25 protein-coding genes are annotated in these 20,761 nt (G+C 56.2%); 12 read left to right on the top strand and 13 right to left on the bottom strand.

Translation table 11 applies throughout. The features are described 5' to 3' along the window. The first annotated feature begins 29 nt into the window (after positions 1 to 29). Positions 30 to 1,004: a DUF1852 domain-containing protein gene (locus ABFI50_RS19480; protein WP_014883755.1), complete on the top strand. Its 975-nt coding sequence runs from the start codon at positions 30 to 32 to the stop codon at positions 1,002 to 1,004. 23 nt (positions 1,005 to 1,027) lie between these two features. Next, positions 1,028 to 2,056: a methionine synthase gene (locus ABFI50_RS19475; RefSeq protein ID WP_014883754.1), complete on the top strand. Its 1,029-nt coding sequence runs from the start codon at positions 1,028 to 1,030 to the stop codon at positions 2,054 to 2,056. A gap of 4 nt (positions 2,057 to 2,060) precedes the next feature. Here the strand turns inward: ABFI50_RS19475 and ABFI50_RS19470 are convergent, their stop codons facing one another. Continuing rightward, complete coding sequence (locus tag ABFI50_RS19470; RefSeq protein WP_023330359.1) at positions 2,061 to 2,993, bottom strand: LysR family transcriptional regulator; 933 nt, start codon at positions 2,991 to 2,993, stop codon at positions 2,061 to 2,063. A gap of 95 nt (positions 2,994 to 3,088) precedes the next feature. On the opposite strand from ABFI50_RS19470, the gene ABFI50_RS19465 reads away from it, so the two are divergent. Then, complete coding sequence (locus ABFI50_RS19465; protein ID WP_014883752.1) at positions 3,089 to 3,523, top strand: DMT family transporter; 435 nt, start codon at positions 3,089 to 3,091, stop codon at positions 3,521 to 3,523. Positions 3,524 to 3,526: 3 nt separating this feature from the next. Beyond that, positions 3,527 to 3,985, top strand: coding sequence for a DMT family transporter (locus ABFI50_RS19460; protein WP_023330358.1), 459 nt, complete (start codon positions 3,527 to 3,529; stop codon positions 3,983 to 3,985). A gap of 2 nt (positions 3,986 to 3,987) precedes the next feature. Here the strand turns inward: ABFI50_RS19460 and ABFI50_RS19455 are convergent, their stop codons facing one another. Genes ABFI50_RS19455 through ABFI50_RS19420 form a run of 8 tightly spaced genes read right to left on the bottom strand, consistent with a single transcriptional unit; the run spans position 3,988 to position 9,862 of the window. Then, entirely contained in the window at positions 3,988 to 4,515 is a 528-nt protein-coding gene (locus ABFI50_RS19455; RefSeq protein WP_014883750.1) for a DUF3833 domain-containing protein, read from the bottom strand. Continuing rightward, entirely contained in the window at positions 4,512 to 5,036 is a 525-nt protein-coding gene (locus tag ABFI50_RS19450) for a hypothetical protein (RefSeq protein ID WP_014883749.1), read from the bottom strand. The genes ABFI50_RS19455 and ABFI50_RS19450 overlap by 4 nt, the downstream gene beginning before the upstream one ends. Further along, positions 5,033 to 5,518, bottom strand: a complete 486-nt coding sequence (locus tag ABFI50_RS19445; protein ID WP_014883748.1) for a DUF2878 domain-containing protein — start codon at positions 5,516 to 5,518, stop codon at positions 5,033 to 5,035. Before ABFI50_RS19445 ends, ABFI50_RS19450 begins: the two co-directional genes overlap by 4 nt. Beyond that, the gene (locus ABFI50_RS19440) at positions 5,515 to 6,735 is read right to left on the bottom strand and encodes a cyclopropane-fatty-acyl-phospholipid synthase family protein (RefSeq protein ID WP_014883747.1); all 1,221 of its coding nucleotides are present in this window, start codon (positions 6,733 to 6,735) and stop codon (positions 5,515 to 5,517) included. The genes ABFI50_RS19445 and ABFI50_RS19440 overlap by 4 nt, the downstream gene beginning before the upstream one ends. After that, positions 6,732 to 7,454 carry a DUF1365 domain-containing protein gene (locus ABFI50_RS19435; protein ID WP_014883746.1) on the bottom strand — a complete coding sequence of 241 codons (723 nt, stop codon included), beginning with the start codon at positions 7,452 to 7,454 and terminating at the stop codon, positions 6,732 to 6,734. The genes ABFI50_RS19440 and ABFI50_RS19435 overlap by 4 nt, the downstream gene beginning before the upstream one ends. A 1-nt stretch (position 7,455) precedes the next feature. After that, on the bottom strand, positions 7,456 to 8,715 hold the full coding sequence (locus tag ABFI50_RS19430; RefSeq protein ID WP_347484842.1) for an FAD-dependent oxidoreductase: 1,260 nt from the start codon (positions 8,713 to 8,715) through the stop codon (positions 7,456 to 7,458). After that, on the bottom strand, positions 8,712 to 9,431 hold the full coding sequence (locus tag ABFI50_RS19425) for an SDR family NAD(P)-dependent oxidoreductase (protein WP_045135153.1): 720 nt from the start codon (positions 9,429 to 9,431) through the stop codon (positions 8,712 to 8,714). The genes ABFI50_RS19430 and ABFI50_RS19425 overlap by 4 nt, the downstream gene beginning before the upstream one ends. Then, positions 9,428 to 9,862 carry a nuclear transport factor 2 family protein gene (locus ABFI50_RS19420; protein ID WP_014883743.1) on the bottom strand — a complete coding sequence of 145 codons (435 nt, stop codon included), beginning with the start codon at positions 9,860 to 9,862 and terminating at the stop codon, positions 9,428 to 9,430. The genes ABFI50_RS19425 and ABFI50_RS19420 overlap by 4 nt, the downstream gene beginning before the upstream one ends. 259 nt (positions 9,863 to 10,121) lie before the next feature. Here ABFI50_RS19420 and ABFI50_RS19415 point away from each other — a divergent pair, with 259 nt between their 5' ends. Together ABFI50_RS19415 and ABFI50_RS19410 are read left to right on the top strand one after the other, a co-directional pair. Further along, positions 10,122 to 10,319, top strand: coding sequence for a hypothetical protein (locus ABFI50_RS19415; RefSeq protein WP_045135163.1), 198 nt, complete (start codon positions 10,122 to 10,124; stop codon positions 10,317 to 10,319). 1 nt (position 10,320) lies between these two features. After that, entirely contained in the window at positions 10,321 to 11,079 is a 759-nt protein-coding gene (locus tag ABFI50_RS19410; protein WP_023330351.1) for a hypothetical protein, read from the top strand. An 18-nt stretch (positions 11,080 to 11,097) separates the two neighbouring features. Here ABFI50_RS19410 and ABFI50_RS19405 read toward each other — a convergent pair whose 3' ends face one another. Beyond that, complete coding sequence (locus tag ABFI50_RS19405) at positions 11,098 to 11,499, bottom strand: VOC family protein (RefSeq protein ID WP_023330350.1); 402 nt, start codon at positions 11,497 to 11,499, stop codon at positions 11,098 to 11,100. Between the two features lie 125 nt (positions 11,500 to 11,624). Here ABFI50_RS19405 and ABFI50_RS19400 point away from each other — a divergent pair, with 125 nt between their 5' ends. Continuing rightward, complete coding sequence (locus ABFI50_RS19400; protein WP_117582027.1) at positions 11,625 to 11,777, top strand: phosphoglycerate mutase; 153 nt, start codon at positions 11,625 to 11,627, stop codon at positions 11,775 to 11,777. A gap of 15 nt (positions 11,778 to 11,792) precedes the next feature. Here the strand turns inward: ABFI50_RS19400 and ABFI50_RS19395 are convergent, their stop codons facing one another. Next, the gene (locus ABFI50_RS19395; RefSeq protein ID WP_045135151.1) at positions 11,793 to 12,371 is read right to left on the bottom strand and encodes a TetR/AcrR family transcriptional regulator; all 579 of its coding nucleotides are present in this window, start codon (positions 12,369 to 12,371) and stop codon (positions 11,793 to 11,795) included. 104 nt (positions 12,372 to 12,475) lie between these two features. On the opposite strand from ABFI50_RS19395, the gene ABFI50_RS19390 reads away from it, so the two are divergent. After that, positions 12,476 to 12,943 carry a nuclear transport factor 2 family protein gene (locus ABFI50_RS19390; RefSeq protein WP_014883739.1) on the top strand — a complete coding sequence of 156 codons (468 nt, stop codon included), beginning with the start codon at positions 12,476 to 12,478 and terminating at the stop codon, positions 12,941 to 12,943. Positions 12,944 to 12,983: 40 nt separating this feature from the next. Here ABFI50_RS19390 and ABFI50_RS19385 read toward each other — a convergent pair whose 3' ends face one another. Together ABFI50_RS19385 and ABFI50_RS19380 are read right to left on the bottom strand one after the other, a co-directional pair. After that, positions 12,984 to 13,523 carry an ester cyclase gene (locus tag ABFI50_RS19385; protein ID WP_032664944.1) on the bottom strand — a complete coding sequence of 180 codons (540 nt, stop codon included), beginning with the start codon at positions 13,521 to 13,523 and terminating at the stop codon, positions 12,984 to 12,986. Between the two features lie 20 nt (positions 13,524 to 13,543). Then, a complete protein-coding gene (locus ABFI50_RS19380; protein WP_059373255.1) occupies positions 13,544 to 14,647 on the bottom strand; it encodes an alkene reductase in 1,104 nt (367 codons plus the stop codon). Positions 14,648 to 14,746: 99 nt separating this feature from the next. Between ABFI50_RS19380 and ABFI50_RS19375 the strand changes: the two genes are divergently transcribed. The 4 genes from ABFI50_RS19375 (at position 14,747) to ABFI50_RS19360 (ending at position 20,728) form a co-directional block, all read left to right on the top strand. Further along, on the top strand, positions 14,747 to 15,658 hold the full coding sequence (locus ABFI50_RS19375; protein ID WP_059373257.1) for a LysR family transcriptional regulator: 912 nt from the start codon (positions 14,747 to 14,749) through the stop codon (positions 15,656 to 15,658). A 184-nt stretch (positions 15,659 to 15,842) separates the two neighbouring features. Further along, positions 15,843 to 16,457, top strand: a complete 615-nt coding sequence (locus ABFI50_RS19370; RefSeq protein WP_014883733.1) for a TetR/AcrR family transcriptional regulator — start codon at positions 15,843 to 15,845, stop codon at positions 16,455 to 16,457. Between the two features lie 75 nt (positions 16,458 to 16,532). Then, positions 16,533 to 17,642: an efflux RND transporter periplasmic adaptor subunit gene (locus ABFI50_RS19365; protein ID WP_023337250.1), complete on the top strand. Its 1,110-nt coding sequence runs from the start codon at positions 16,533 to 16,535 to the stop codon at positions 17,640 to 17,642. After that, positions 17,639 to 20,728, top strand: a complete 3,090-nt coding sequence (locus ABFI50_RS19360) for an efflux RND transporter permease subunit (protein ID WP_063614002.1) — start codon at positions 17,639 to 17,641, stop codon at positions 20,726 to 20,728. Before ABFI50_RS19365 ends, ABFI50_RS19360 begins: the two co-directional genes overlap by 4 nt. Positions 20,729 to 20,761: the final 33 nt, after the last annotated feature.

Raw genomic sequence — 20,761 nt, 5'->3', positions numbered from 1 at the left:
GCAACATGAACTTAGGATGCATAACGACAATGAGCAAAGCTTTCACCTATACCCTTAAGCGCAGTTGCTTCGATGAGAATTACAACCCGTCAGAAAATACGCGTACCACCACCAACTTTGCCAACCTGGCGCGCGGAGAAAAGCGTCAGGAAAACCTGCGCAATACCCTGGTGATGATCAATAACCGCTTCAACGCACTGGCGCGCTGGGATAACCCCAACGCCGATCGCTACGCGGTTGAGCTTGAAATTATCTCTGTCGATCTGAACATTGGTGCGGATAAGCCGTTCCCGGCCATTGAGATATTGCAAACCACCATCGTCGACAAGAAAAACAACCTGCGTATCCCGGGGATTGTCGGCAATAACTTTTCGTCTTACGTGCGGGATTATGATTTCAGCGTTCTGCTGCTGGAACATAACAAGAACCAACAGCACTTCAGCGTTCCGGAAAAGTTTGGTGAATTGCACGGCAACATATTCCGCCATTTTGTGAGTTCGCCGGAATACAAAGAGAACTTCAGAAAAGGACCGGTGATCTGCCTCAGCGTTTCCAGCAAAGACACCTACCGCCGCACCGGCAACCAGCATCCTGTACTTGGCATTGAGTATCAGCCGGATGGCGAGTCATTAACGGAACTGTACTTTGCCAAAATGGGCCTGAAGGTGCGCTATTTCATGCCAGAAAACAGCGTGGCGCCTTTTGCGTTCTTTTATACCGGTGATTTGCTGAATGATTACAGCAATCTTGAACTGATCGCCACCATCAGCACGATGGAAACGTTTCAGAAAATCTATCGCCCGGAAATTTATAACGCCAACTCGTCGGCGGGACTGTGCTTCCGACCGGATCTGAACCAGCAGGATCACTCATTCACCAAAATTGTTTATGACCGTGAAGAACGAAGCCGTCTGGCGATTGAACAGGGTCGATTCACCGAAGAATACTTTATTAAGCCTTATAAACACATTCTTGAGCAGTGGTCTGATAACTACACGCTTTAATTCATCAAAATAGGTCTTTTATTATGAAAACATTGCTCCCGACGTCTACGGCTGGCAGCCTGCCTAAGCCGACCTGGCTTGCACAACCTGAAACGCTGTGGTCTCCGTGGAAATTAGAGGATCAGGAATTACTGGCAGGAAAACAGGATGCGCTGCGTTTGTCACTGGATGAGCAGATCCGTGCGGGAATCGACATTGTCAGCGACGGCGAACAGACCCGCCAGCACTTCGTCACCACCTTTATCGAACACCTGAGCGGCGTGGATTTTGAAAACCGCCAGACGGTACGCATTCGTAACCGTTATGACGCCAGCGTGCCGACCGTGGTTTCTGCTGTGGCACGTCAGAAACCGGTATTCGTCGACGATGCAAAGTACCTGCGCCAGCTCACGGATAAGCCGATCAAATGGGCCCTCCCCGGACCGATGACCATGATCGACACCCTTTACGACGCGCACTATAAAAGCCGCGAAAAGCTGGCCTGGGAATTCGCCAAAATCCTCAATCAGGAAGCGCGGGAGCTAGAGGCTGCAGGCGTGGATATTATCCAGTTCGACGAACCGGCATTTAACGTCTTTTTTGACGAGGTCAACGACTGGGGCATCGCCGCGCTGGAACGCGCCATTGAAGGGCTGAAGTGCGAAACTGCGGTCCATATCTGCTATGGCTACGGCATCAAAGCCAATACCGACTGGAAAAAAACGCTCGGCTCTGAGTGGCGCCAGTACGAAGAGGCTTTCCCTAAGCTGCAGACCTCGAACATCGACATTATCTCTCTGGAGTGCCACAACTCCCGCGTGCCGATGGATCTGCTGGCGCTGATCCGCGGTAAAAAAGTGATGGTTGGCGCGATTGATGTGGCAACGAACACCGTTGAAACGCCGGAGGAAGTCGCCGATACCCTGCGTAAAGCGCTGCAGTTTGTCGATGCCGACAAGCTTTACCCTTCGACCAACTGCGGTATGGCCCCCCTTTCCCGTCACGTCGCAAACGGTAAGCTGCGAGCCCTCAGCGCAGGCGCAGAGATTATCCGCAAAGAGCTCGGCGCGTGATCCTTTACGTTTGCCAGTACGGCGGCGTACCAAAGCGTTCGACGTAATAATCAATCACCGCCCTGACGTTCAGGGGCGGATGACGTGCATGTGGATAGATCGCCGCAATGTTCAGCGGCTCCGTGTTGATCGCACACGCCATTTCCGGCAGAAGTGCGACAAGCTCTCCCCGCTGGAGCCTGTCGCCAATCAGCCAGTCCGGAAACAGGACGATCCCCATCCCGCCAAGCGCGGCAGTGAGCAACGACTCCGCATTATTGGATGTCATCCGCGCCACCACCGGATAGTGTATCCAGTTCTCCCCCTCGCGACGCACCAGCCAGCGGTTAGGCCCGGACGAACCGCGATAGACCAGACATTGATGATCGCTCAGCGTGGCCGGATCGTCCGGCACACCGTGTTTGCGCAGATACGCGGGCGACGCGGCAAGGTGGTAACGCTGCTGACCAAAAATGCGGGCGTGGAACGTCGAGTCCGTCAACATGCCAATGCGAAAGATAAGATCGGCCGCATCCCGGTGCGGGTCGATAAAGTCATCGGTCAGCGTGAGCTCAATGTTTAACCGCGGATAACGCTCGGTCAGCTCCGCCAGGCCTGGCGCAACATGCCTCTGCCCAAAAAATACCGGCCCATTAATGCGAATTGTGCCGGATGGTTCCGACGAACGTTCATCCAGCTCACGCCGCGCCTCTTCGACGTTTTCGACCATCGCCCGGGCATAGCGGATAAACAGATGACCACTTTCGGTGGGGATCACCGCGCGCGTATTGCGGTAGAACAGCTGCTGACCGAGGGCATCCTCAAGCTGGTGAATAACGCGCGATATCTGTGAGGCTGATATCCCCTGCCGCCGCGCGACGACGGAGAAATTCTGCGCTTCATAGACCTCAATAAAGATCAGCAGCGCGCGGACGTTGATATTACTGGCATCGAACATTAATGCATTTCCTGCAAAGGTGTTTCCTGCATTATGGCATTTTTCTCACTGGACGACCGACGTAATCTTCTTCGCCTTAAAACGGAGGAAGCGTTATGCAGTTTGTGTTGATTTTACTGGTGATAGCCGGAGGGATGGGTCTCTCCATCGAGGCGGGGTTACTGGGGCCACTGGGGGGCGAAGTGGGCGACTTATGGGCCACGTTCAGCATTTTTGGGGTCGGTGCCGCGCTGACGTTTTTACTGATGCTGTTTTTTAGCCCGCGTAACAGCCCCTCGTTTTTTGCCCAGCCCGGCTGGCAGTTGCTCGGCGGCGTGCTCGGCCCGGTGTACGTGGTCATCCTGACCGTTGCGACACCCGCCATCGGCATCGCAATGACCATGATTGGGATTTTGGCCGGTCAGGTCTTTAAAAGCCTGATCATTGACCACTACGGTCTGCTGGGCTCGCCGCACAGAAAGATAAATGCAAAGCGCATTATTGCACTGGGGTTCATCATTGCAGCACTGGTTCTGGTCGCACAGGGGTAACGTATGACACTGATTATGATTCTTCTCGCCGTTTGCGGCGGCGCTACGCTGAGCATTCAGGCCGCGATTAACGGACAGCTCGGCAGCAGCGTGGGGGTATTCAAAAGCGCGTTTCTGACCTTTTCCGTCGGCGCACTGGTGACCGCCCTGCTCATATTTTTCTTTGAGCCTAAGCATGCGGTCACGCTGCTGGACGTACCCAAATGGCAGCTCCTCGGCGCGATGTTTGGCGTGCCCTATATCGTGATTATGGTGCTTGCCGTACAGCGCATCGGCACCGCCGTCGCCACGGTGGCGGTGATATTCGGCCAGCTCACCATGAGCATGTTGATAGATAACTTTGGCTGGTTGGGTAATCCCGCTATTCCCTTTTCGCCGAGCCGTCTGGGCGCGGTTATCTGCCTGGGGATTGCGCTGTATTTCATCTACTCGAGCAGCAAAATCTACAGCGCCCGCGACTAGACTCACGTCTTCCGGGTAAAGAACAGCGTCACCGTGGCGACGGTGACGCCAAATTTCTTCATCTCGGTTTTATTAAACAGATGGGTCTCATCCTGCAGGTACATCCAGTCGTCAAACTTCAATAGCCAGCTACTGCCGTTGGCTTTGACTTTCATGCTGTAATGCCAGTTAAAGGCGTTACCTGCCGCCTGCCCCGTAGCGACCCCTTCGATATCCCCCGCCGTTCCCTCGTAGCGATCGTTCCCCAGCCTGCGGATGTGCCATACCCGCTGTTGCTTCTCGCCATCGTCATACACGAAGTGCTCATTGAGCGTCAGCGTATCGCCGATAACATCCCCGGCAATCTCCACGTGAAAGCGGCGGATCTGTTTACCGCTGCGATCCTGCACCATGCCCCACGCTTCGGTTTTCCCCTGGAAGTAGTCGAAGATATCAAGCCGTGGCTGCTGCTGGCGATACTCGGCCACCTCTGTGCTACAGCCTGCCAGCAGCATGGTCAATGCCAGCACCATCATCAGGAAACGTTTCATTTTTGTCCTCCAAGTAACTGCTGACGCAGTTCAGGATATTGCGTGCGGGGATCGAGCCAGATGGCCAGAAAGCGCGTGCTGAATGCTTCTGACTGGCGCGGGCCAAGTGGAATAAAGCTTTTCTGCGTTGCTGACGCGCGGTACCAGAACTGTCCCTGCTTATCATCGAGGACAAACGCCAGCTGTGAGCCCGGCCGGACATCCGGCCACAGCGAACGAAGCATCTGTAACCAGCCTTCGCTTTGCGGCTCCCGCTGCAAAATCCCCTGCGCCTGCCACTGATCGCGCGTGGCCTCCACCAGTTCATCACGTTCAATGTCGCGCGCGTAGGTGATAATCAACGCCTGATCCTGATCCGCCGCGCGGTAGCGACCGTCCGGCGTGCGCAGCTGGGAGGTATAAACCGTAAACGGGCCCCAGGTGAGCGTGGCGTCACCCACCTTACGCCAGGCCAGCCAGTCGGCGGCGTGGGCCGCAGGGATCACCATCGTCAGCCAAAGGAGGAAAACCGCTGCTCTCATTTTTGTCTCCCCATCAGCAGGTGGAAAAACAACATTAATACCAGCCAGCCCGGCACCATCCAGCTGACGACGATAAAGGTCGGCTCCTGAAAAGTGATAGCACCCAGCCGCTCGCCAATCAGGTACGCCACCGGCCCTCCCACGGCGGCCAGCAGCGTCAGCAGCCAGCCGGGTAACGTGGTCGTGCGCGCTAGCTGTGTCCAGACGGTGGCGAACATCAGCCACAATGCCACCATCCATAGCGGCATCAGGGACTCGCCGGTGAAGGCAATCAGCCCCGTCAACGCCCAGAGCGCATCCAGTACGCTGCCCGCTGCAGCCAGACCGATGGCGTAAAGGCGGTATACCGGCGGCAAAAACAGGCAGGCGAGCACCGCCAGCGCAAGCCAGATAATCAGGCCCTGCTCACGAAAGATCACCACCAGCGCCCAGTAAAGATCGAACCCGACGGCCAGCAGAAAGACCTGAAGATAACGTCTCATACGCGTTCGGCGGTCAGTTGCACCACGCTGATGGTGCGGGCGTTAAACCCGGCTTCGCAGTAGCCAAAGTAGTACAGCCACATACGGCGGAACCGTTCGTCGAAGCCGAGCTTTTCAATCTCCTGCCAGGCATGAACAAAGCGCTGCCGCCAGTGGGCCAGCGTGCGGGCATAGTCTGGCCCCATGTCAAAGAGGTTACGGACCACAAAATCGGTGTGGCGCGTCATCAGCTCATTCATCGCTGTGATGCTCGGCAGGAAGCCGCCGGGGAAAATGTAGCGCTGGATAAAATCGACGCTTTTGCTGTAGTCGCGGTAGCGCTGGTCCTGAATGGTAATGGCCTGAATCGCCATCCGGCCACCCGGGCGCAGCCGCGCCTGACAGGTTCGGAAGAACACGGGCAGATAGCGTTGCCCGACGGCTTCAATCATCTCTATCGAGACCAGCTTGTCGTACTGCCCGGTGAGGTCGCGATAATCACAAAGCAGAACCTCAACGCGGTCCTGCAACCCGGCGCGGGCGATCCGCTCGGTTGCCCAGATATACTGCTCCTGCGACAGCGTGGTGGTGGTTACCCGACAGCCGTAGTGACGTGCCGCGTATTCCGCCATCGCCCCCCAGCCGGTACCGATCTCCAGCAGGTGATCGGACTCACACAGCGCCAGCTGTTCGCACAGACGCGCCATTTTGGCCTGCTGCGCCGCCGTGAGATCCTGCTCATCCGCAGTAAACAGCGCGCTGGAGTAAAGCAGCTCCTTATCCAGAAAATGTGAATAAAAGGTATTGCCCAGGTCGTAATGCGCGGCAATATTTTCACGCGCCTGGGCCCGGGAATTGCGCCGCGTCCAGTGGCGCAGCCGCTCCAGCGGTCTACCGAGCAGCCGGAACCCTTTCTCCAGACGGCCAAGCACCTCGCCATTAAGGGCCAGGATTTCCAGAAGCGGCGTGAGTTGCGTGGTTTCCCATTCGCCATCCATCCAGGCTTCTGCGGCGGCAAGGCTCCCGCCCGTTAAGACGCGCCAGTAGACGCCGGGCGCGAGGATCTGAATGTCGGCGTGCAGCGCGGAGGATGTCTCGCCAAAATGGAATGTCTGTGCCCCTTCACGCAGCGTGAGCGAGCCGCCACGAATACCGCTTAACAGACGGAAAAGCAGCCAACGCGCAATGCGGACGTTGCGCGGGATATCGGGTTCTAGCGCAAAGACGGGATCGGTCATGAGCGTTCACTCCTGCTGACGGGATGGTTATGCAGCGGCACGCGCTTGAGCCACAGCCTCAGCGCCTGCCAGTAAATAGCGAAAACGGTTTTCAGGGTCATCAGTGGAATGCGCAGCAGTAACGCACGCAGTGCCGGACGCGTCAGAGGCTCCCGGCGTAGCGCCAGCGTGGCGTCAAACACCTTCGCGTCCTGATGATTTTCAATGTGCATATGCAACGTGTTATCCGGGTTGTTGAAGCGCCAGTGGTAGATCATGTCCATTGGGTTGAAGGGGGAAACGTGAAACGCTTTTTCCGTCGGCTGCGCGTCCTGTCCGTTGACGGCATAGTAATGCCGCTCGTTCCACGGCGTGTTGCGGACCTCCGCCAGCACCCAGCCCAACGTCCCCTTCTCGTCATAGCAGTAGTAAAAGTTGACCGGATTGAAATGAAACCCGAAATAGCGCAGCTGCGTCAGGAGCATGACTCGTCCGCCGGGACGTTCTCCGGTGAGCCCCTCCAGCGTGTTCAGGACGTTCTCTTTGAGCGGCGTACCCAGCGGATAGTCCGTGTCATAAAACGCGGCGGCGGCGAAGCGATTGCGCCGTACGCCGACGTCAGCCAGCAGCGGCAGTTCATCCAGATCCAGCCAGGCCATAAAGACGCTGTAGCGAAATTCGTGGGTTTTCGGCTGGAGGCGGCGGTGGCGTAATACGCCGTGATAGAGGCAGCTGTTCATCTTAGTTCCCCTCTCCGGCCGCGATCGCGTTGACCACGTCCAGCGCGCTGCGCACGCCATCCTCGTGAAAACCGTTGTACCAGTAAGCCCCGCAGAACCAGCTTCGCTGGTGACCGTTGATCTCACCGCGACGCGCCTGCGCCCGCCAGCTTTGCGGGTTAAATAGCGGATGTTCATAAACAAAGCGCTGTAACACGAAGCGTTCATCCACCGGCGTTTCCGGGTTCAGGGTGACGCAGAACAGAGGGCTCCCCTCTGGCAGCCCTTGCAGAATGTTCATGTTGTAGGTGACGCAGGCGCTGGCCTGCTCATGCTCGCTCAGGCGGTAGTTCCAGCTGGCCCACGCGCGCTTGCGTACCGGCAGCCAGCGCGGATCGCTGTGCAAAATTACCTCGTTGCGCTGCCAGCCGATATCCCCCAGCACCCCGCGCTCTGCTGGCGTCGGCGCCTCAAGCATGGCCAGCGCCTCGGCGGAGTGGCAGGCAAAAATCACCTGATCGAAGGTATGGCTGGCGTTTTCGAGCTGAAGCGTGACCCCGTCTTTGTGGCGGCTGACACGCTGCACCGGCGCGTTCAGGCGTAACGTCAGGCGGTCGCCCAGCTTTTCCAGCATGGCGCGGATGTACTCCCGCGAGCCGCCCGGTACCACGTACCACTGCGGACGATGGGTAATATCCAGCAGACCATGATGATTAAAAAAGCGCAGGAAGAGCGGCAGCGGGAAACGCTTCATCTCCTGCAACGACGACGACCAGATGGCGGCGCCCATCGGCAGAATGTAGTGGCGCGCAAAAAACGGCGTGAAGCCATGCTGTTGAAGAAACGTCTCCAGCGTAGCGTGCGGATCCACGTCCCCTTCCAGCGCCTGTTTTGCCAGCCGATTAAAGCGGACGATCTCTCCGAGCAGACGCCAGAATGCCGGATTCACCAGATTTCGGCGCTGGGCAAACAGCGATGTCAGGGTGTGTCCGTTGTACTCCAGCCCCGTCTGGGGGTTGTGCACCGAAAAGCTCATCTGCGTTTTTTGCCCGCTGATGCCGAGCTCGCTGAGCAGGCCCATAAAGCGCGGATAGGTCCGGTCGTTGTAGACGATAAAGCCGGTATCAATCGCCCAGTTGCCCTGTGGCGTCGAGACATCTACCGTTGCGGTATGGCCGCCAGGCGTGGCTCCCGCTTCAAACAGGGTCACCTGATGGTGACCGGCCAGCCGCCAGGCGCAGGTCAGCCCGGCAATTCCGCTGCCGATAATCGCAATCTTCATGAACGTACCATCCTGCGCAGCAGTGTGCGCTGCAAAAACGCGGGTAGCCTGGAGAGCAGCCGCAAAATGAAGCCGAACCGGGTGGGAAACGCGATGTGCATTTTCCCTTTCGCCAGTCCGGAACGGATCGCCTTGACCGCCTCGTCAACGCTCACCCTGCCCGGCATGGCGAAATCGTTTTTGCGCGTCAGGGGGGTATCGACAAAGCCTGGGGAGATCACCGTGACGGCAATCCCTTTGGGCTCCCAGTCCAGGCGCAGACTGTCCGCAAACCAGCTCAGCGCGGCTTTAGACGCGCCGTAGGCTTCTGCCCGCGGGAACGGAAGCCAGTGGGCCATCGAACTCACCAGCACCACGCGGTTGCCGGCAGCCAGCTGCGGCTGCAACGCGGCAAGACAGTTCACCGGGCCGAGGAAATTGGTGTTCATAACCCGCTCCACCAGCGCCGCGTCCACTACGCCCCGATCGAGGTACTCGCAGGTACCGGCGCAGAGAATAACCAGATCGGCGTAAACGCCGCTCAGCGCCTGGCGACAGGCGTCCCTGTCTGTCATATCGAACAGGCGAACCGTGAGATTGGGGCAGGTCTGATGCAAGGCTTCAAGGCGCGCAGGATCCCGCCCACAGGCAATCACGTGGTACCCCTCCGCAGCGAAGGAGGTCGCCAGCCCGGCGCCAATACCCGAGCTTGCGCCGGTGATCAGTACCGTTTTCATGATTTCACCCTCCGCTTCACGCCGCGTACCGCCCAGCCCAGCAGCGGAAGATGTTCGTAGATCATCTCTCCCGCATCGTAGTAGTCGCGCTGACGCGTGATAAGACCCTTTTCCGTGTCCACCACCGAACAGCCCGGCAGTTCGAGCGGGTCCCCTCCGGCGATGCGCGGGTGCGACCAGTGCATCACCCAGGTCACAACAAAGCGGTTTTCACTGCACAGCGGTGGATCAATGGTAAAACGGCAGTTTTCGACATTCGCCAGCAGATGGGTGAAATAGCGCTGAAGCGCAAAGATACCGTCGTGCTCGCCGAACGGATCGATTAGCGTGGCATCCGAATGATAAAGCCCGACCAGTGCGGAGGGCGGCTGGCTATCCAGTGCGCTGTAGTACTCAACAAACCGACTCACGACAGAGGGCAAAGTGCTCATGGGTCACATCCTGGCTGTAAACAACGTGGCGTAATCGCATAATTAAAACTTACACAATTAACGTTATTTGTCCAAGTTTGTGCATATCTATTTTTAATATTTCAAATATATCAATAAGTTAATGTCAGACCAAAAACTGTCTTTTGTAGGCCGGGTAAGGCGTAGCCGCCACCCGGCTTTGTTTTTTCAGTTTAAACTTAAGGCAAATCTCCCAATCTTCTTCCAGGCTTATTCTTTTAAATTCATAAGGATGCCTGACGTGAGACGTTTCTTTTTCTCATTTTTCTCAAGCCCTGAATCCTTGCTGCAGGTGATGAGTCAGCAGGAGATCATCGAAGCCGTGGAGGATGGTGACCGCATCATCATCGACCAGGACGGGAATGCATCGGTGAACTACAAAAGCAATGAGGTACGGCAGGATTTTCTGCGGCACGTCAACGCGCTGAAGAGGGCCTGATATGGGAACGGCGATATTTATGGTGCTGATGGTGTGCGGGTACTGGTACACCAGTCGCGATCTGTCGACGCGCTTTAAAATCAAGCGCTCTTTCGGCTGGGACGTCTATTTCCTTGTTGCGCTTTATGGCTGTATTTTCGTGCTCCAGGGCGTGGTTGCCACGGGACTGCTTTGGCTCCTGCTTCTCGCCCTTTCTGCCGCCAATAACGCCTTTCACTTTGCCTCACCGAAATATACCGACTGGCAAATCGACTTTATGAACTGGAGTTTTTTAGGCATTCAGGCGCCTGTGGTCGTGATGCTGGCGTTTGCCATCCTGTTTTGCCTCTATCGCTCCAACTGGGCAGGCAGCGCCAGGCTGGACGGTGAAAGCCGGAAAAAGCTCTACAAACGGCTTGCCCAGTCGAGCGGTATTGAACAACTGCTCTATCAGTGTATGGAGCAAGGCGAGCTGGCGCAGGTGACGCTTCGGTCGCGGCGGATATATATCGGCATGATCCACACCGCGACGCTGGAATACGAAAACACGGCCAATATTGTGCTAATACCGATGTTAAGCGGGTACAGAGACGAGAAGACAATGAATTTGCGCATCGAGAATAATTACAGCAAGTGGTATGCGGAGCATGACATTACGCTCGACTCCGAACCCCGCAGCGCTATGTCATTCCGAAAGGTGATTTTACTCAATCAGATAGAGAGCCTGTCACTGTTCGATCCCGCCAGCGCCAGCGCGCTTTCTCTGGCGCAGCGGGAGTGACCAATATTCTGGTGCGATTCAGCCCTGGGCCTTTTGAAAGAGGTCCCAGCGGTTGCCGTAGAGATCTTCAAACACCACCACCGTACCGTACTCTTCCTCACGAGGTGCTTCACAGAAATGAACGCCTTTTTCTTTCATGGCATGGTAATCGCGCCAAAAATCATCCGTCTGAAGGAACAGGAAAACACGGCCACCGCATTGATTGCCGATAAAGGCTTCCTGCCTCTCATTAGAAGCTCGTGCCAGCAGAATATTGCAGTCGCTTTCCGGATTTGGCGTGACGACGACCCAGCGTTTATCCTGCTGCGGCGTGTCCTCGACAAGGGTAAACCCCAGCTTGTCGGTGTAGTATTCAATTGCACGATCGTAGTCATCAACCACAATAGCCACGCACCCCAGACATCGCTTCTGTGTTCTCATTTTCCGTTTCCTTTACCCTGAATGGTTATGCCCAGCGCATTCCCACAGAATAAGCGCGCATAAAAATATTTTATAGATCGGTTAGCGTCGCAAAAATCCGTGCCGCTAAGGCGGCGGGGATCCTGATGAAGGCAGCGAAGGATGCCGACGCACCCGTCCTGCTGATGGGACACGGAATTATCAACCGGTATATTGCGAAAGAACTGCTCGCATCAGGCTGGAAAGAACAGACCCGCCCCCGTACCGGTTACTGGGGTGCGGGTGTTTACAGCCGTTAAGCCCCCCGGAAAAGCTTATTTTTCCATTAACTGTTCCAGACCGCGTGATAACGAGTGGAGGACAGCATCCGTCTCCACGCCCATTTGCGCATGAATAATGGCGCCGTCAATAAGCAACATGATTTCGTTGATCACGCGCTCATCAGTGACCTTCGTCAGCGACGTAATCATTTTCTTTGTTTCGAGTTTATGGTCACGGCATATCGCCTTTATTTCACTTTCAATATCTTCAGACTTCGCCTCTGCACTGGCGTTAATAAACGCGCAGCCGTGAAACTCGGGTGAAACGAACCATTCGTAAAGCGTGGCAGATAATGCATCTGACGATGCCTGACCGGCGTTGAGATTACGCCGCAATGAGGCCTCAAACCAGTTCATCCATATTTCATGTCGATAGTGCAAATAGGCGAGAATCAATAAACTTTTACTCGGAAAGTGGCGATAGAAAGTTACCTTGGTCACTTTCGCCTCTTTAATCAACGTATCCACGCCCGTTGCCTTGAAGCCCGTGGAATAAAAGAGATCGTGAGCGGTATGTAATATTTTATCCCTGACGCTGATTTTTGTCTCGTTGCTTGCGGGTTCTGTTTTCATTTTTCGGCAGCCTCAAAAAGGGATGTTGACAACGTTATTTTTCAGGCATAGATTAACGCAAGTAGACAGATCTGTCTACATAATATCACACTGAGGTAATCGCCATGAATACACGCCCTCCTTTACCGCCCTTCACGCGTGAAAGCGCCATCGAAAAAGTCAGACTCGCCGAAGACGGCTGGAACAGTCGCGACCCGGCAAAAGTCGCGCTGGCCTATTCGCTGGATACCCAATGGCGCAACCGCGCAGAATTCGCCACCAACCGTGAAGAAGCGCAGGCGTTTCTGGAACGGAAGTGGAAAAAAGAGCTAGGTTACCGCCTGATTAAGGAGCTCTGGGCATTTACGGATAACCGGATCGCGGTGCGCTATGCTTATGAATGGCATGATGATTCCGGCAACTGGTACCGTTCCTACGGCAATGAAAACTGGGAGTTTGAAGCGGACGGGTTGATGAAGCGTCGTTTTGCCTGCGTGAACGATATGCCAATAAAAGAATCTGAGCGACTGTTCCACTGGCCGCAGGGCAGACGCCCGGACGATCACCCCTCGCTGAGCGATCTGGGGTTATAGGATTTTCGCATCACTCCGGGGCGCCCCCGGAGTGATGAATTTACAGTGCGCCCAGCTGTTTCATCAGCGTCAGGTTGTCCTCAATATGCCAGTTAGCCACAATTTTACCGTCATTAATTTCATAGATATCCGTGGCGATAAAATCTATTTTCTGCCCCTTTCCTTTCAGCTCGCCAAATGTTCCGGTAAACGTGCCGTGAAAATGTAAATGGGAGACCACACGATTACCGGAAATAATCATCTGCTCAACGTCACAGCGTAAATCAGGTACGGCAGTACGAAATGCCCGGGAGGCTAAAATAGCGCCCTCGGGTCCCTGTTTACGCCCTTCCGGCGGCGTTTTATCAATAAAGTTAACTGCAAGCGCTTCACGCGCCAGAGACGGCGTCCCCGTATTCCAGAACGTTGCATATTTTCTGGCTGCAGCCTCATTCGCGGCTAATTGCGCCTGCGGCAGGCTTTTATCGACAATCAGCTGCTGTGGTTTCACCCACTCCTCCTGCGCCGAATAAGCGGCGCCCGACAGACCGATAAAAATAAGCGGCAATAAAACAGAACGAAAACAGGTTGAATAGTTCATCATTTTCTCTCAATCATTTATCAGGATAACGGCAAGGTGGGATAATCGGTATATCCCGTCGCACTGCCACCAAACAGCGTGGCGGGATCGCGCACCTGGGCCAGCGGCAACTTGTGCGCCAGCCGGTTGGGTAAATCCGGGTTGGCAATAAATGGCCGTCCGAAGGCAATCAAATCGGCATAGCCAGCCGTAAGTATTTGTTCGGCTTTGTTAAGGTCATAGTTGCCCGCGACGATAAGGGTTCCGCTAAACGTCTCGCGCAGGGATTGACGGAAAGTGTCGGGTACCTGCGGCGCGTCGTCCCAGTCGGCTTCCGCCAGGTGGATGAATGCTATCCCGTGTTGTTCGCACCAGGCCGCCAGAGCGAGGATGGCGTCGATCACCTGCGGGTCATTCATCCCCCGCTGGGTAATAAACGGCGAAAGGCGGATGCCCGTTCGCTCGGGGCCAATGGCCTCCGCAATCGCGTTCAAGACCTCCTGGGCAAAGCGGATCCGGTTAGCAAGCGTGCCGCCATACTCGTCCGTGCGTTTATTGGAGGTTTGACGCAGGAACTGGTCGATCAAATAGCCATTTCCGCCGTGAACTTCCACGCCATCAAAGCCGGCCTGGACGGCATTCAGTGCCGCCTGGCGATAGTCCGCGATGATGCCGTGAATGTCTTTGCGCGTCAGCGTTCTTGGCTGCGGGCAGTCAACCATTTGGCCTTCGCCCTTTTCGTTCACCACCCACACTTTCGCGTCCGGTGCCAGCGCTGACGGGGCCACGGGCAGACCATCCTGATGAAAACTGGCGTGCGACATTCGCCCGACGTGCCAGAGCTGAGAAAAAATCACCCCGCCCGCCTGATGCACGGCCCCCGTCGTGAGTTGCCATCCTGAAACCTGCTCCGGCGAATGGATGCCGGGAGTCCAGGAGTATCCCTGGCCCTGCGGGGAGATCTGGGTGGCTTCGGTGATGATTAATCCCGCGCTGGCCCGCTGCCGGTAGTATTCCGCCATCAGCGACGAGGGAATATTGCCTGGCTGAAGGGAACGCGCGCGGGTCATTGGCGCCATAACGATACGATTTTTCAGGTCCTGCTGACCCAACCGGTAACGGTCAAAAAGTGAGGAACGGTTCATGTTTTCATCCCTTATGGTTTGGATGAAATCACTTTACAGGCGGTATTGCATTTTGATAATTACACTGAAAACTGATGCACTTTTCGGAAAATATGAATAATGGGCAAGCTTGAAGATATGGCATTGCTGGTTGAAGTGGCCGAGGCCGGGGGGCTTTCCGCCGCCGGACGACGGCTGTCGCTCTCTCCTGCGACCATGACGGCCAGACTGAAGGCGATGGAAGAACGTTACCAGACTCGCCTGTTTCACCGTTCAACGCGATCCATCACGCTGACCCGTGCCGGAGAAGAGTTTTATCATGCCGCGCTGCGCGTGCTGGAAGAGATGCGCCATGCCGAGTCGCTCCTGACGCAAAAAGAGGGCGTCCTCAGCGGCAATATTCGCCTTTCAGCCCCCTCGGATTTTGGCAGACAGTATCTTAGCCCCGCCGTGGTGGAATTTTCCCGACACCATCCTGACGTGAAATTTTTCATCGCGTTAAGAGAACATGTTGAAGATCTGGTCGCTAACCGGCTGGATATGAGCGTGCGTTTCGGTAACCTGCCGGACAGCAGCCTGGTCGTCAGAAACATCCGCCCAAATCATCGGGTGCTGGTGGCCTCTGCGGCGTATCTTAGCAACCGCGGCGTCCCCGCCACATTTGCGGAGTTAGCCCATCACCGGTGCCTTGCACTTGAGTCTCAGGGCGTGGTGATGAACGAATGGCGCTTTGAAAAAGATGGCGAGGAAAGTGTCGTTCGCGTAGAGCCAGCCATGGTGTGCGACGACGGGGCATTGCTTCGTCAGTGGGCGCTCAGCGGCGCTGGCATTGCGGGGAAATCCTGGTGGGATGTGAAGGTCGATGTTGAGGCCGGAAGACTCACCGTCCTGTTTGCTGACAGTTTTACCGGTTTTAGCCGATACGACCGCAAAGATGTCGGGCTACAGTTTGTTTACCCGCAGCGTAAACTACAGCCGCTTCAGGTCACGGCCTTTAGCCAGTTTTTTCTCGACTGGCTAAAAAAACGGTAGCGTGAATGTTGATTAAACCCGCTTAAAATTCATCGACACAATGCTGCCTTAATGCGCGAAAAACAGTGATACACTTACCCCACCGGGTGGGTCTTCCCGTTTGAACTCATGAGGAAACAACAGTAACCAAATGACGAAATGGTCACTCATTGTCAATCCTGGCCTGTCACGCTAAGCTTAAATAATGACTAAAAATATGAACGCCCCATCAATACGTGGTCCACTTGACCATTCTGTCAGAGAGCAAATCGTCGAAGCGGCTTTTGAGCACTTCGGGCATTACGGCTATGAAAAAACCACCGTCGCCGAACTCGCGAAATCCATCGGTTTCTCTAAGTCCTACATTTATAAGTTTTTCGATTCCAAACAGGCTATTGGCGAAGTGATCTGCGCTAACCGCCTGGAGCTGATCATGGCGGCGGTGCTTTCTGCCATCGAGGATGCGCCGTCAGCCAGCGAAAAATTACGCCGTCTGTTTAAAGCGCTTACCGAGGCCGGAAGCGAGCTGTTTTTCCACGATCGGAAGCTTTACGACATTGCCGCCGTCGCCGCACGGGACAAATGGCCGTCTACTGAAAGGTATACAGACGGCCTGATGAAGCTGATTGAGAGCATCATTATTGAAGGCAGGCAGGCGGGTGAATTCGAAAGAAAAACGCCGCTGGATGAGGTCACGCAGGCTATCCACATGGTGATGTGCCCTTATATCAATCCCATACAGCTGCAATACAACCTCGAAACGGCCCCCACTGCGGCGGTGCTTCTCTCTTCGCTGGTATTAAGAAGCCTGGCCCCCTGATTGGTGACCATTGACTTTATTGGTCACTAGTCTGAGAATGCGGAAACTGTCCTGTTACTTCTATAAGGGTTTCCCATGCTCAGGCTCAATACAGCCCGCCTTGCCGTTAGCCTTCTGCCGTTTGTCCTCGTGGCGTGCGGCGATAATTCTGCGAGTGACGATCCGCGCACAAAGCCACCTCTTGTCAGATCCGCCGCCATCGAGCTTGCGAACAATACTGCTCACGCCTTTACCGGCGTGGTGGTGGCGAGAACGCAAAGTGATTTGGGTTTCAGGGTTCAGGGGAAAATCCTTGAGCGACTCGTCGATACCGGGCAAACCGTCAGACTGGGTCAGCCGTTACTGCGCCTCGATCCGGCTGACCTGAAATTACAGGCCCAGGCACAGCAGCGCACGGTGGATGCTGCCCAGGCGCGTGCGAGAAAAGCGTCCAGCGATGAGGCACGTTATCGCGGTCTTGTGGCGTCCGGCGCCGTGTCCGCCTCGGAGTATGATCAGATCAAAGCCGCCGCCGATTCCGCCAGAGCGGAACTCAGCGCAGCCCGGGCGCAGGCTAACGTGGCGCAAAACGCAACGGGCTATGCCGTACTGCTGGCGGATTCAGACGGGGTAGTGATGGAAACCCTCGCCGAGCCGGGTCAGGTGGTGAGTGCCGGGCAAGTGGTGATCCGACTCGCCAGGGCGGGACAACGTGAAGCGCTCGTGCAGTTCCCGGAGACCCTGCGCCCTGCCGTTGGCAGCCCTGCACTGGCCACACTTTATGGCAATGAAAAACACCCGGTCAGCGCAACGCTGCGCCTGCTGTCTGATTCAGCCGATGCCACAACCCGCACCTATGAAGCCCGCTACGTGCTGAATGGTGACCTGGCAAACGCGCCGCTGGGGGCAACCGTCACGCTGAACGTTCAGGACCCAAAAGCGGAACGTCAGGTCATGCAGGTTCCGCTCGCCTCACTCTACGATGCTGGCAAAGGCCCCGGTGTCTGGCGCATTTCCGCCAGGCCGGCAAAGGTTACCTGGACGCCGGTGAAGGTGCTGAGCGTGGGTGAAGATGCCGCGCAGGTCACGGGCAGCGTGAAGCCAGGCGAGAAGATTGTGGCGCTGGGCGCACACCTTTTGCACGAGGGTGAAATCGTCAGGCTTGCAGAACAACGTAATGCCGCGCTGGCGGAGAACACGCCATGAGCGGAAGTCGCTTCAACCTGTCAGCGCTTGCCGTGCGCGAGCGCTCCATCACCCTGTTTCTGATCGTCCTTGTGACGATTGCCGGTATCTACGCCTTTTTTGGGCTTGGCCGCGCGGAAGATCCCCCTTTTACGGTGAAGCAAATGACGGTGATATCCGTCTGGCCCGGCGCAACCGCGCAGGAGATGCAGGATCAGGTCGCCGAACCGCTGGAAAAACGCCTGCAGGAGCTCAAATGGTATGACCGGACGGAAACTTATACCCGCCCCGGCATGGCGTTTATCACCTTATCGTTGCAAGACAAAACGCCCCCCGCAGAAGTGCAAGTGGAGTTCTATCAGGCGCGGAAAAAGCTGGGAGACGAATCCCTGAATCTCCCTGCCGGGACGATCGGCCCGATGATCAATGACGAATTTGCCGATGTCACCTTTGCCCTTTTTGCCCTGAAAGCGAAAGGTGAACCCCAGCGGCAGCTGGTACGTGATGCAGAAGCTATGCGCCAGCAACTTTTGCACGTACCCGGCGTGAAGAAAGTGAACATTATCGGCGAACAGGCGGAGCGGATATACATCGCTTTCTCTCATGACCGACTGGCCACGATGGGTCTCTCGCCGCAGGATATTTTCAACGCCCTTAACAATCAGAACGCGTTAAAAGCAGCGGGCTCTATTGAGACCCGGGGCGCCCAGATGTTTATCCGCCTCGACGGCGCGTTTGATGAGTTGCAGAAGATCCGCGATACACCCGTTGTGGCTCAGGGCAAAACGCTCAGGCTCTCCGATGTGGCGACGGTTGAACGGGGCTATGAAGATCCCCCTACGATGCTGATACGTAACCAGCATGAACCCGCCCTTCTGCTGGGTATCGTCATGCGTGAGGGCTGGAATGGTCTGGCACTGGGTAAAGCGCTGGATGCCGAAACGGCAAAAATAAACGCGAGTCTGCCGCTGGGCATGACCCTGAGCAAAGTCACCGACCAGTCAGTGAACATCAGCTCGGCGGTGGATGAGTTTATGATCAAATTCTTCGTCGCCCTGCTGGTGGTGATGGTGGTCTGTTTTGTCAGCATGGGCTGGCGCGTGGGGGTGGTGGTTGCAGCGGCGGTACCGTTGACGCTGGCGGTGGTCTTCGTGGTGATGGAAGCCGCGGGGATAAACTTTGACCGCGTCACGCTGGGCTCCCTGATCCTTGCCCTCGGCTTACTGGTTGACGATGCCATTATCGCCATCGAAATGATGGTGGTCAAAATGGAGGAAGGTTACGACCGGGTCAAAGCCTCCGCCTACGCCTGGAGCCATACCGCCGCGCCAATGCTGGCGGGTACGCTGGTGACGGCAATTGGCTTTATGCCAAACGGTTTTGCCCAGTCAACCGCCGGGGAATACACCAGCAATATGTTCTGGATTGTCGGCCTCGCCCTGATTGCATCGTGGTTTGTCGCCGTGGTGTTTACCCCCTATCTTGGGGTGAAGATCCTCCCGGCCATTCCCAAAGTGGAAGGAGGCCATGCCGCCATCTATGACACGCCGCGTTATAACCGTTTTCGCCGGATGCTGAGCCGCGTTATCGCCGGAAAATGGCGGGTGGCCGGTGCCGTGGTCGCTATTTTCATCCTCGCCATATTCGGCATGGGACTGGTAAAAAAACAATTTTTCCCGACATCCGATCGCCCGGAAGTGCTGGTTGAAGTGCAGATGCCCTATGGCACCTCAATCGAACAGACCCGTGCCGCAACCGCAAAAATAGAAGCATGGTTGAGCCAGCAGCCTGAGGCCAACATCGTGACGGCCTATATTGGCCAGGGATCGCCCCGCTTTTACCTGGCGATGGCCCCCGAATTACCTGACCCGTCTTTTGCAAAAATCGTGATCCTGACGGACAGCGAGACGTCACGCGAAGCGCTCAAGTTCAGGCTCAGGGAGGCTGTCGCCAGCGGCCTGGCGCCTGAGGCCCGCGTGCGGGTGACGCAGTTGGTCTTTGGCCCGTACTCGCCCTTCCCGGTTGCCTGGCGCGTTTCGGGGCCGGATGTCGGTACTTTACGCGATATTGCAGACAAGGTGAAAGGCGTGCTACAGGCAAGCCCAATGATGCGTACCGTCAATACCGACTGGGGATCACGCGTTCCGGTATTGCATTTCACCCTCGATCAAAACCGTCTGCAGGCCACCGGATTAACGTCCAGTGCCGTGGCTGAGCAGCTTCAGTTCTTGCTCTCAGGCGTGCCAATTACCGCCGTGCGAGAAGATATTCGCTCGGTAGAGGTCATGGGGCGCGCCGCGGGGGATATCCGTCTCGACCCGGCAAAAATTGAGGGTTTTACCCTCGTCGGCAATGCGGGGCAGCGCGTTCCGCTGTCTCAAATTGGCAAGATTGAGATCGGTATGGAAGACCCGATTTTGCGCCGCCGCGACCGCACTCCGACCATTACCGTGCGGGGTGATATCGCCGACAATCTTCAGCCACCGGATGTATCGGTCGCCATCATGAAACAGCTCCAGCCGATTATAGATACGCTACCGGCCGGATACCGCATTGAGATGGCCGGTTCGATTGAGGAATCGGGCAAAGCCACGCAGGCAATGATTCCGCTGTTCCCGATCATGATTGCGCTGACGCTGCTGATCATCATTCTGCAGGTGCGTTCGCTCTCGGCGATGGTGATGGTGTTCCTTACCGCGCCGCTGGGGCTGATTGGCGTGGTGCCGACCCTGTTGATTTTCAATCAGCCGTTTGGCATCAACGCGCTGGTGGGGTTGATCGCCCTTTCAGGCATTCTTATGCGCAATACGCTGATCCTGATTGGGCAAATCGATCATAACCAGAAGGACGGTCTCGATCCATTCCACGCGGTGGTCGAGGCGACGGTTCAGCGAGCCCGGCCCGTTCTGCTGACGGCACTTGCCGCCGTGCTGGCGTTCATTCCTCTGACGCATTCGGTATTCTGGGGAACCCTGGCTTACACGCTGATTGGCGGAACCTTAGGCGGCACGGCCATTACGCTGGTGTTCCTGCCTGCGATGTATGCGATCTGGTTCCGGATCCGCCCTGCGGAACAGCGCGTGCAGTCCCCGGCAGAAAACGTGTAAACTACCCTAAGTAGATAACTGTTCCGAGGAAAG

The organism is Enterobacter sp. HNDS-6, from assembly GCF_039850505.1.
GTDB classification, from domain to species: Bacteria; Pseudomonadota; Gammaproteobacteria; order Enterobacterales; family Enterobacteriaceae; genus Enterobacter; species Enterobacter kobei.
Note: the sequence above shows the minus strand (reverse complement) of the source record. Positions and strands in the feature narration are given on the sequence as shown.

Excerpts from the sequence above, each read along its gene's own strand:
- ABFI50_RS19425 (WP_045135153.1), bottom strand. The coding sequence starts at position 9,431 with ATGAAAACGGTACTGATCACCGGCGCAAGCTCGGGTATTGGCGCCGGG.
- ABFI50_RS19360 (WP_063614002.1), top strand. The coding sequence starts at position 17,639 with ATGAGCGGAAGTCGCTTCAACCTGTCAGCGCTTGCCGTGCGCGAGCGC.
- ABFI50_RS19420 (WP_014883743.1), bottom strand. The coding sequence starts at position 9,862 with ATGAGCACTTTGCCCTCTGTCGTGAGTCGGTTTGTTGAGTACTACAGC.
- ABFI50_RS19440 (WP_014883747.1), bottom strand. The coding sequence starts at position 6,735 with ATGACCGATCCCGTCTTTGCGCTAGAACCCGATATCCCGCGCAACGTC.
- ABFI50_RS19455 (WP_014883750.1), bottom strand. The coding sequence starts at position 4,515 with ATGAAACGTTTCCTGATGATGGTGCTGGCATTGACCATGCTGCTGGCA.
- ABFI50_RS19450 (WP_014883749.1), bottom strand. The coding sequence starts at position 5,036 with ATGAGAGCAGCGGTTTTCCTCCTTTGGCTGACGATGGTGATCCCTGCG.
- ABFI50_RS19390 (WP_014883739.1), top strand. The coding sequence starts at position 12,476 with ATGAATACACGCCCTCCTTTACCGCCCTTCACGCGTGAAAGCGCCATC.
- ABFI50_RS19475 (WP_014883754.1), top strand. The coding sequence starts at position 1,028 with ATGAAAACATTGCTCCCGACGTCTACGGCTGGCAGCCTGCCTAAGCCG.
- ABFI50_RS19370 (WP_014883733.1), top strand. The coding sequence starts at position 15,843 with ATGACTAAAAATATGAACGCCCCATCAATACGTGGTCCACTTGACCAT.
- ABFI50_RS19365 (WP_023337250.1), top strand. The coding sequence starts at position 16,533 with ATGCTCAGGCTCAATACAGCCCGCCTTGCCGTTAGCCTTCTGCCGTTT.
- ABFI50_RS19430 (WP_347484842.1), bottom strand. The coding sequence starts at position 8,715 with ATGAAGATTGCGATTATCGGCAGCGGAATTGCCGGGCTGACCTGCGCC.
- ABFI50_RS19480 (WP_014883755.1), top strand. The coding sequence starts at position 30 with ATGAGCAAAGCTTTCACCTATACCCTTAAGCGCAGTTGCTTCGATGAG.
- ABFI50_RS19470 (WP_023330359.1), bottom strand. The coding sequence starts at position 2,993 with ATGTTCGATGCCAGTAATATCAACGTCCGCGCGCTGCTGATCTTTATT.
- ABFI50_RS19385 (WP_032664944.1), bottom strand. The coding sequence starts at position 13,523 with ATGAACTATTCAACCTGTTTTCGTTCTGTTTTATTGCCGCTTATTTTT.
- ABFI50_RS19400 (WP_117582027.1), top strand. The coding sequence starts at position 11,625 with ATGAAGGCAGCGAAGGATGCCGACGCACCCGTCCTGCTGATGGGACAC.
- ABFI50_RS19380 (WP_059373255.1), bottom strand. The coding sequence starts at position 14,647 with ATGAACCGTTCCTCACTTTTTGACCGTTACCGGTTGGGTCAGCAGGAC.
- ABFI50_RS19460 (WP_023330358.1), top strand. The coding sequence starts at position 3,527 with ATGACACTGATTATGATTCTTCTCGCCGTTTGCGGCGGCGCTACGCTG.
- ABFI50_RS19465 (WP_014883752.1), top strand. The coding sequence starts at position 3,089 with ATGCAGTTTGTGTTGATTTTACTGGTGATAGCCGGAGGGATGGGTCTC.
- ABFI50_RS19435 (WP_014883746.1), bottom strand. The coding sequence starts at position 7,454 with ATGAACAGCTGCCTCTATCACGGCGTATTACGCCACCGCCGCCTCCAG.
- ABFI50_RS19410 (WP_023330351.1), top strand. The coding sequence starts at position 10,321 with ATGGGAACGGCGATATTTATGGTGCTGATGGTGTGCGGGTACTGGTAC.
- ABFI50_RS19395 (WP_045135151.1), bottom strand. The coding sequence starts at position 12,371 with ATGAAAACAGAACCCGCAAGCAACGAGACAAAAATCAGCGTCAGGGAT.
- ABFI50_RS19445 (WP_014883748.1), bottom strand. The coding sequence starts at position 5,518 with ATGAGACGTTATCTTCAGGTCTTTCTGCTGGCCGTCGGGTTCGATCTT.
- ABFI50_RS19405 (WP_023330350.1), bottom strand. The coding sequence starts at position 11,499 with ATGAGAACACAGAAGCGATGTCTGGGGTGCGTGGCTATTGTGGTTGAT.
- ABFI50_RS19375 (WP_059373257.1), top strand. The coding sequence starts at position 14,747 with ATGGGCAAGCTTGAAGATATGGCATTGCTGGTTGAAGTGGCCGAGGCC.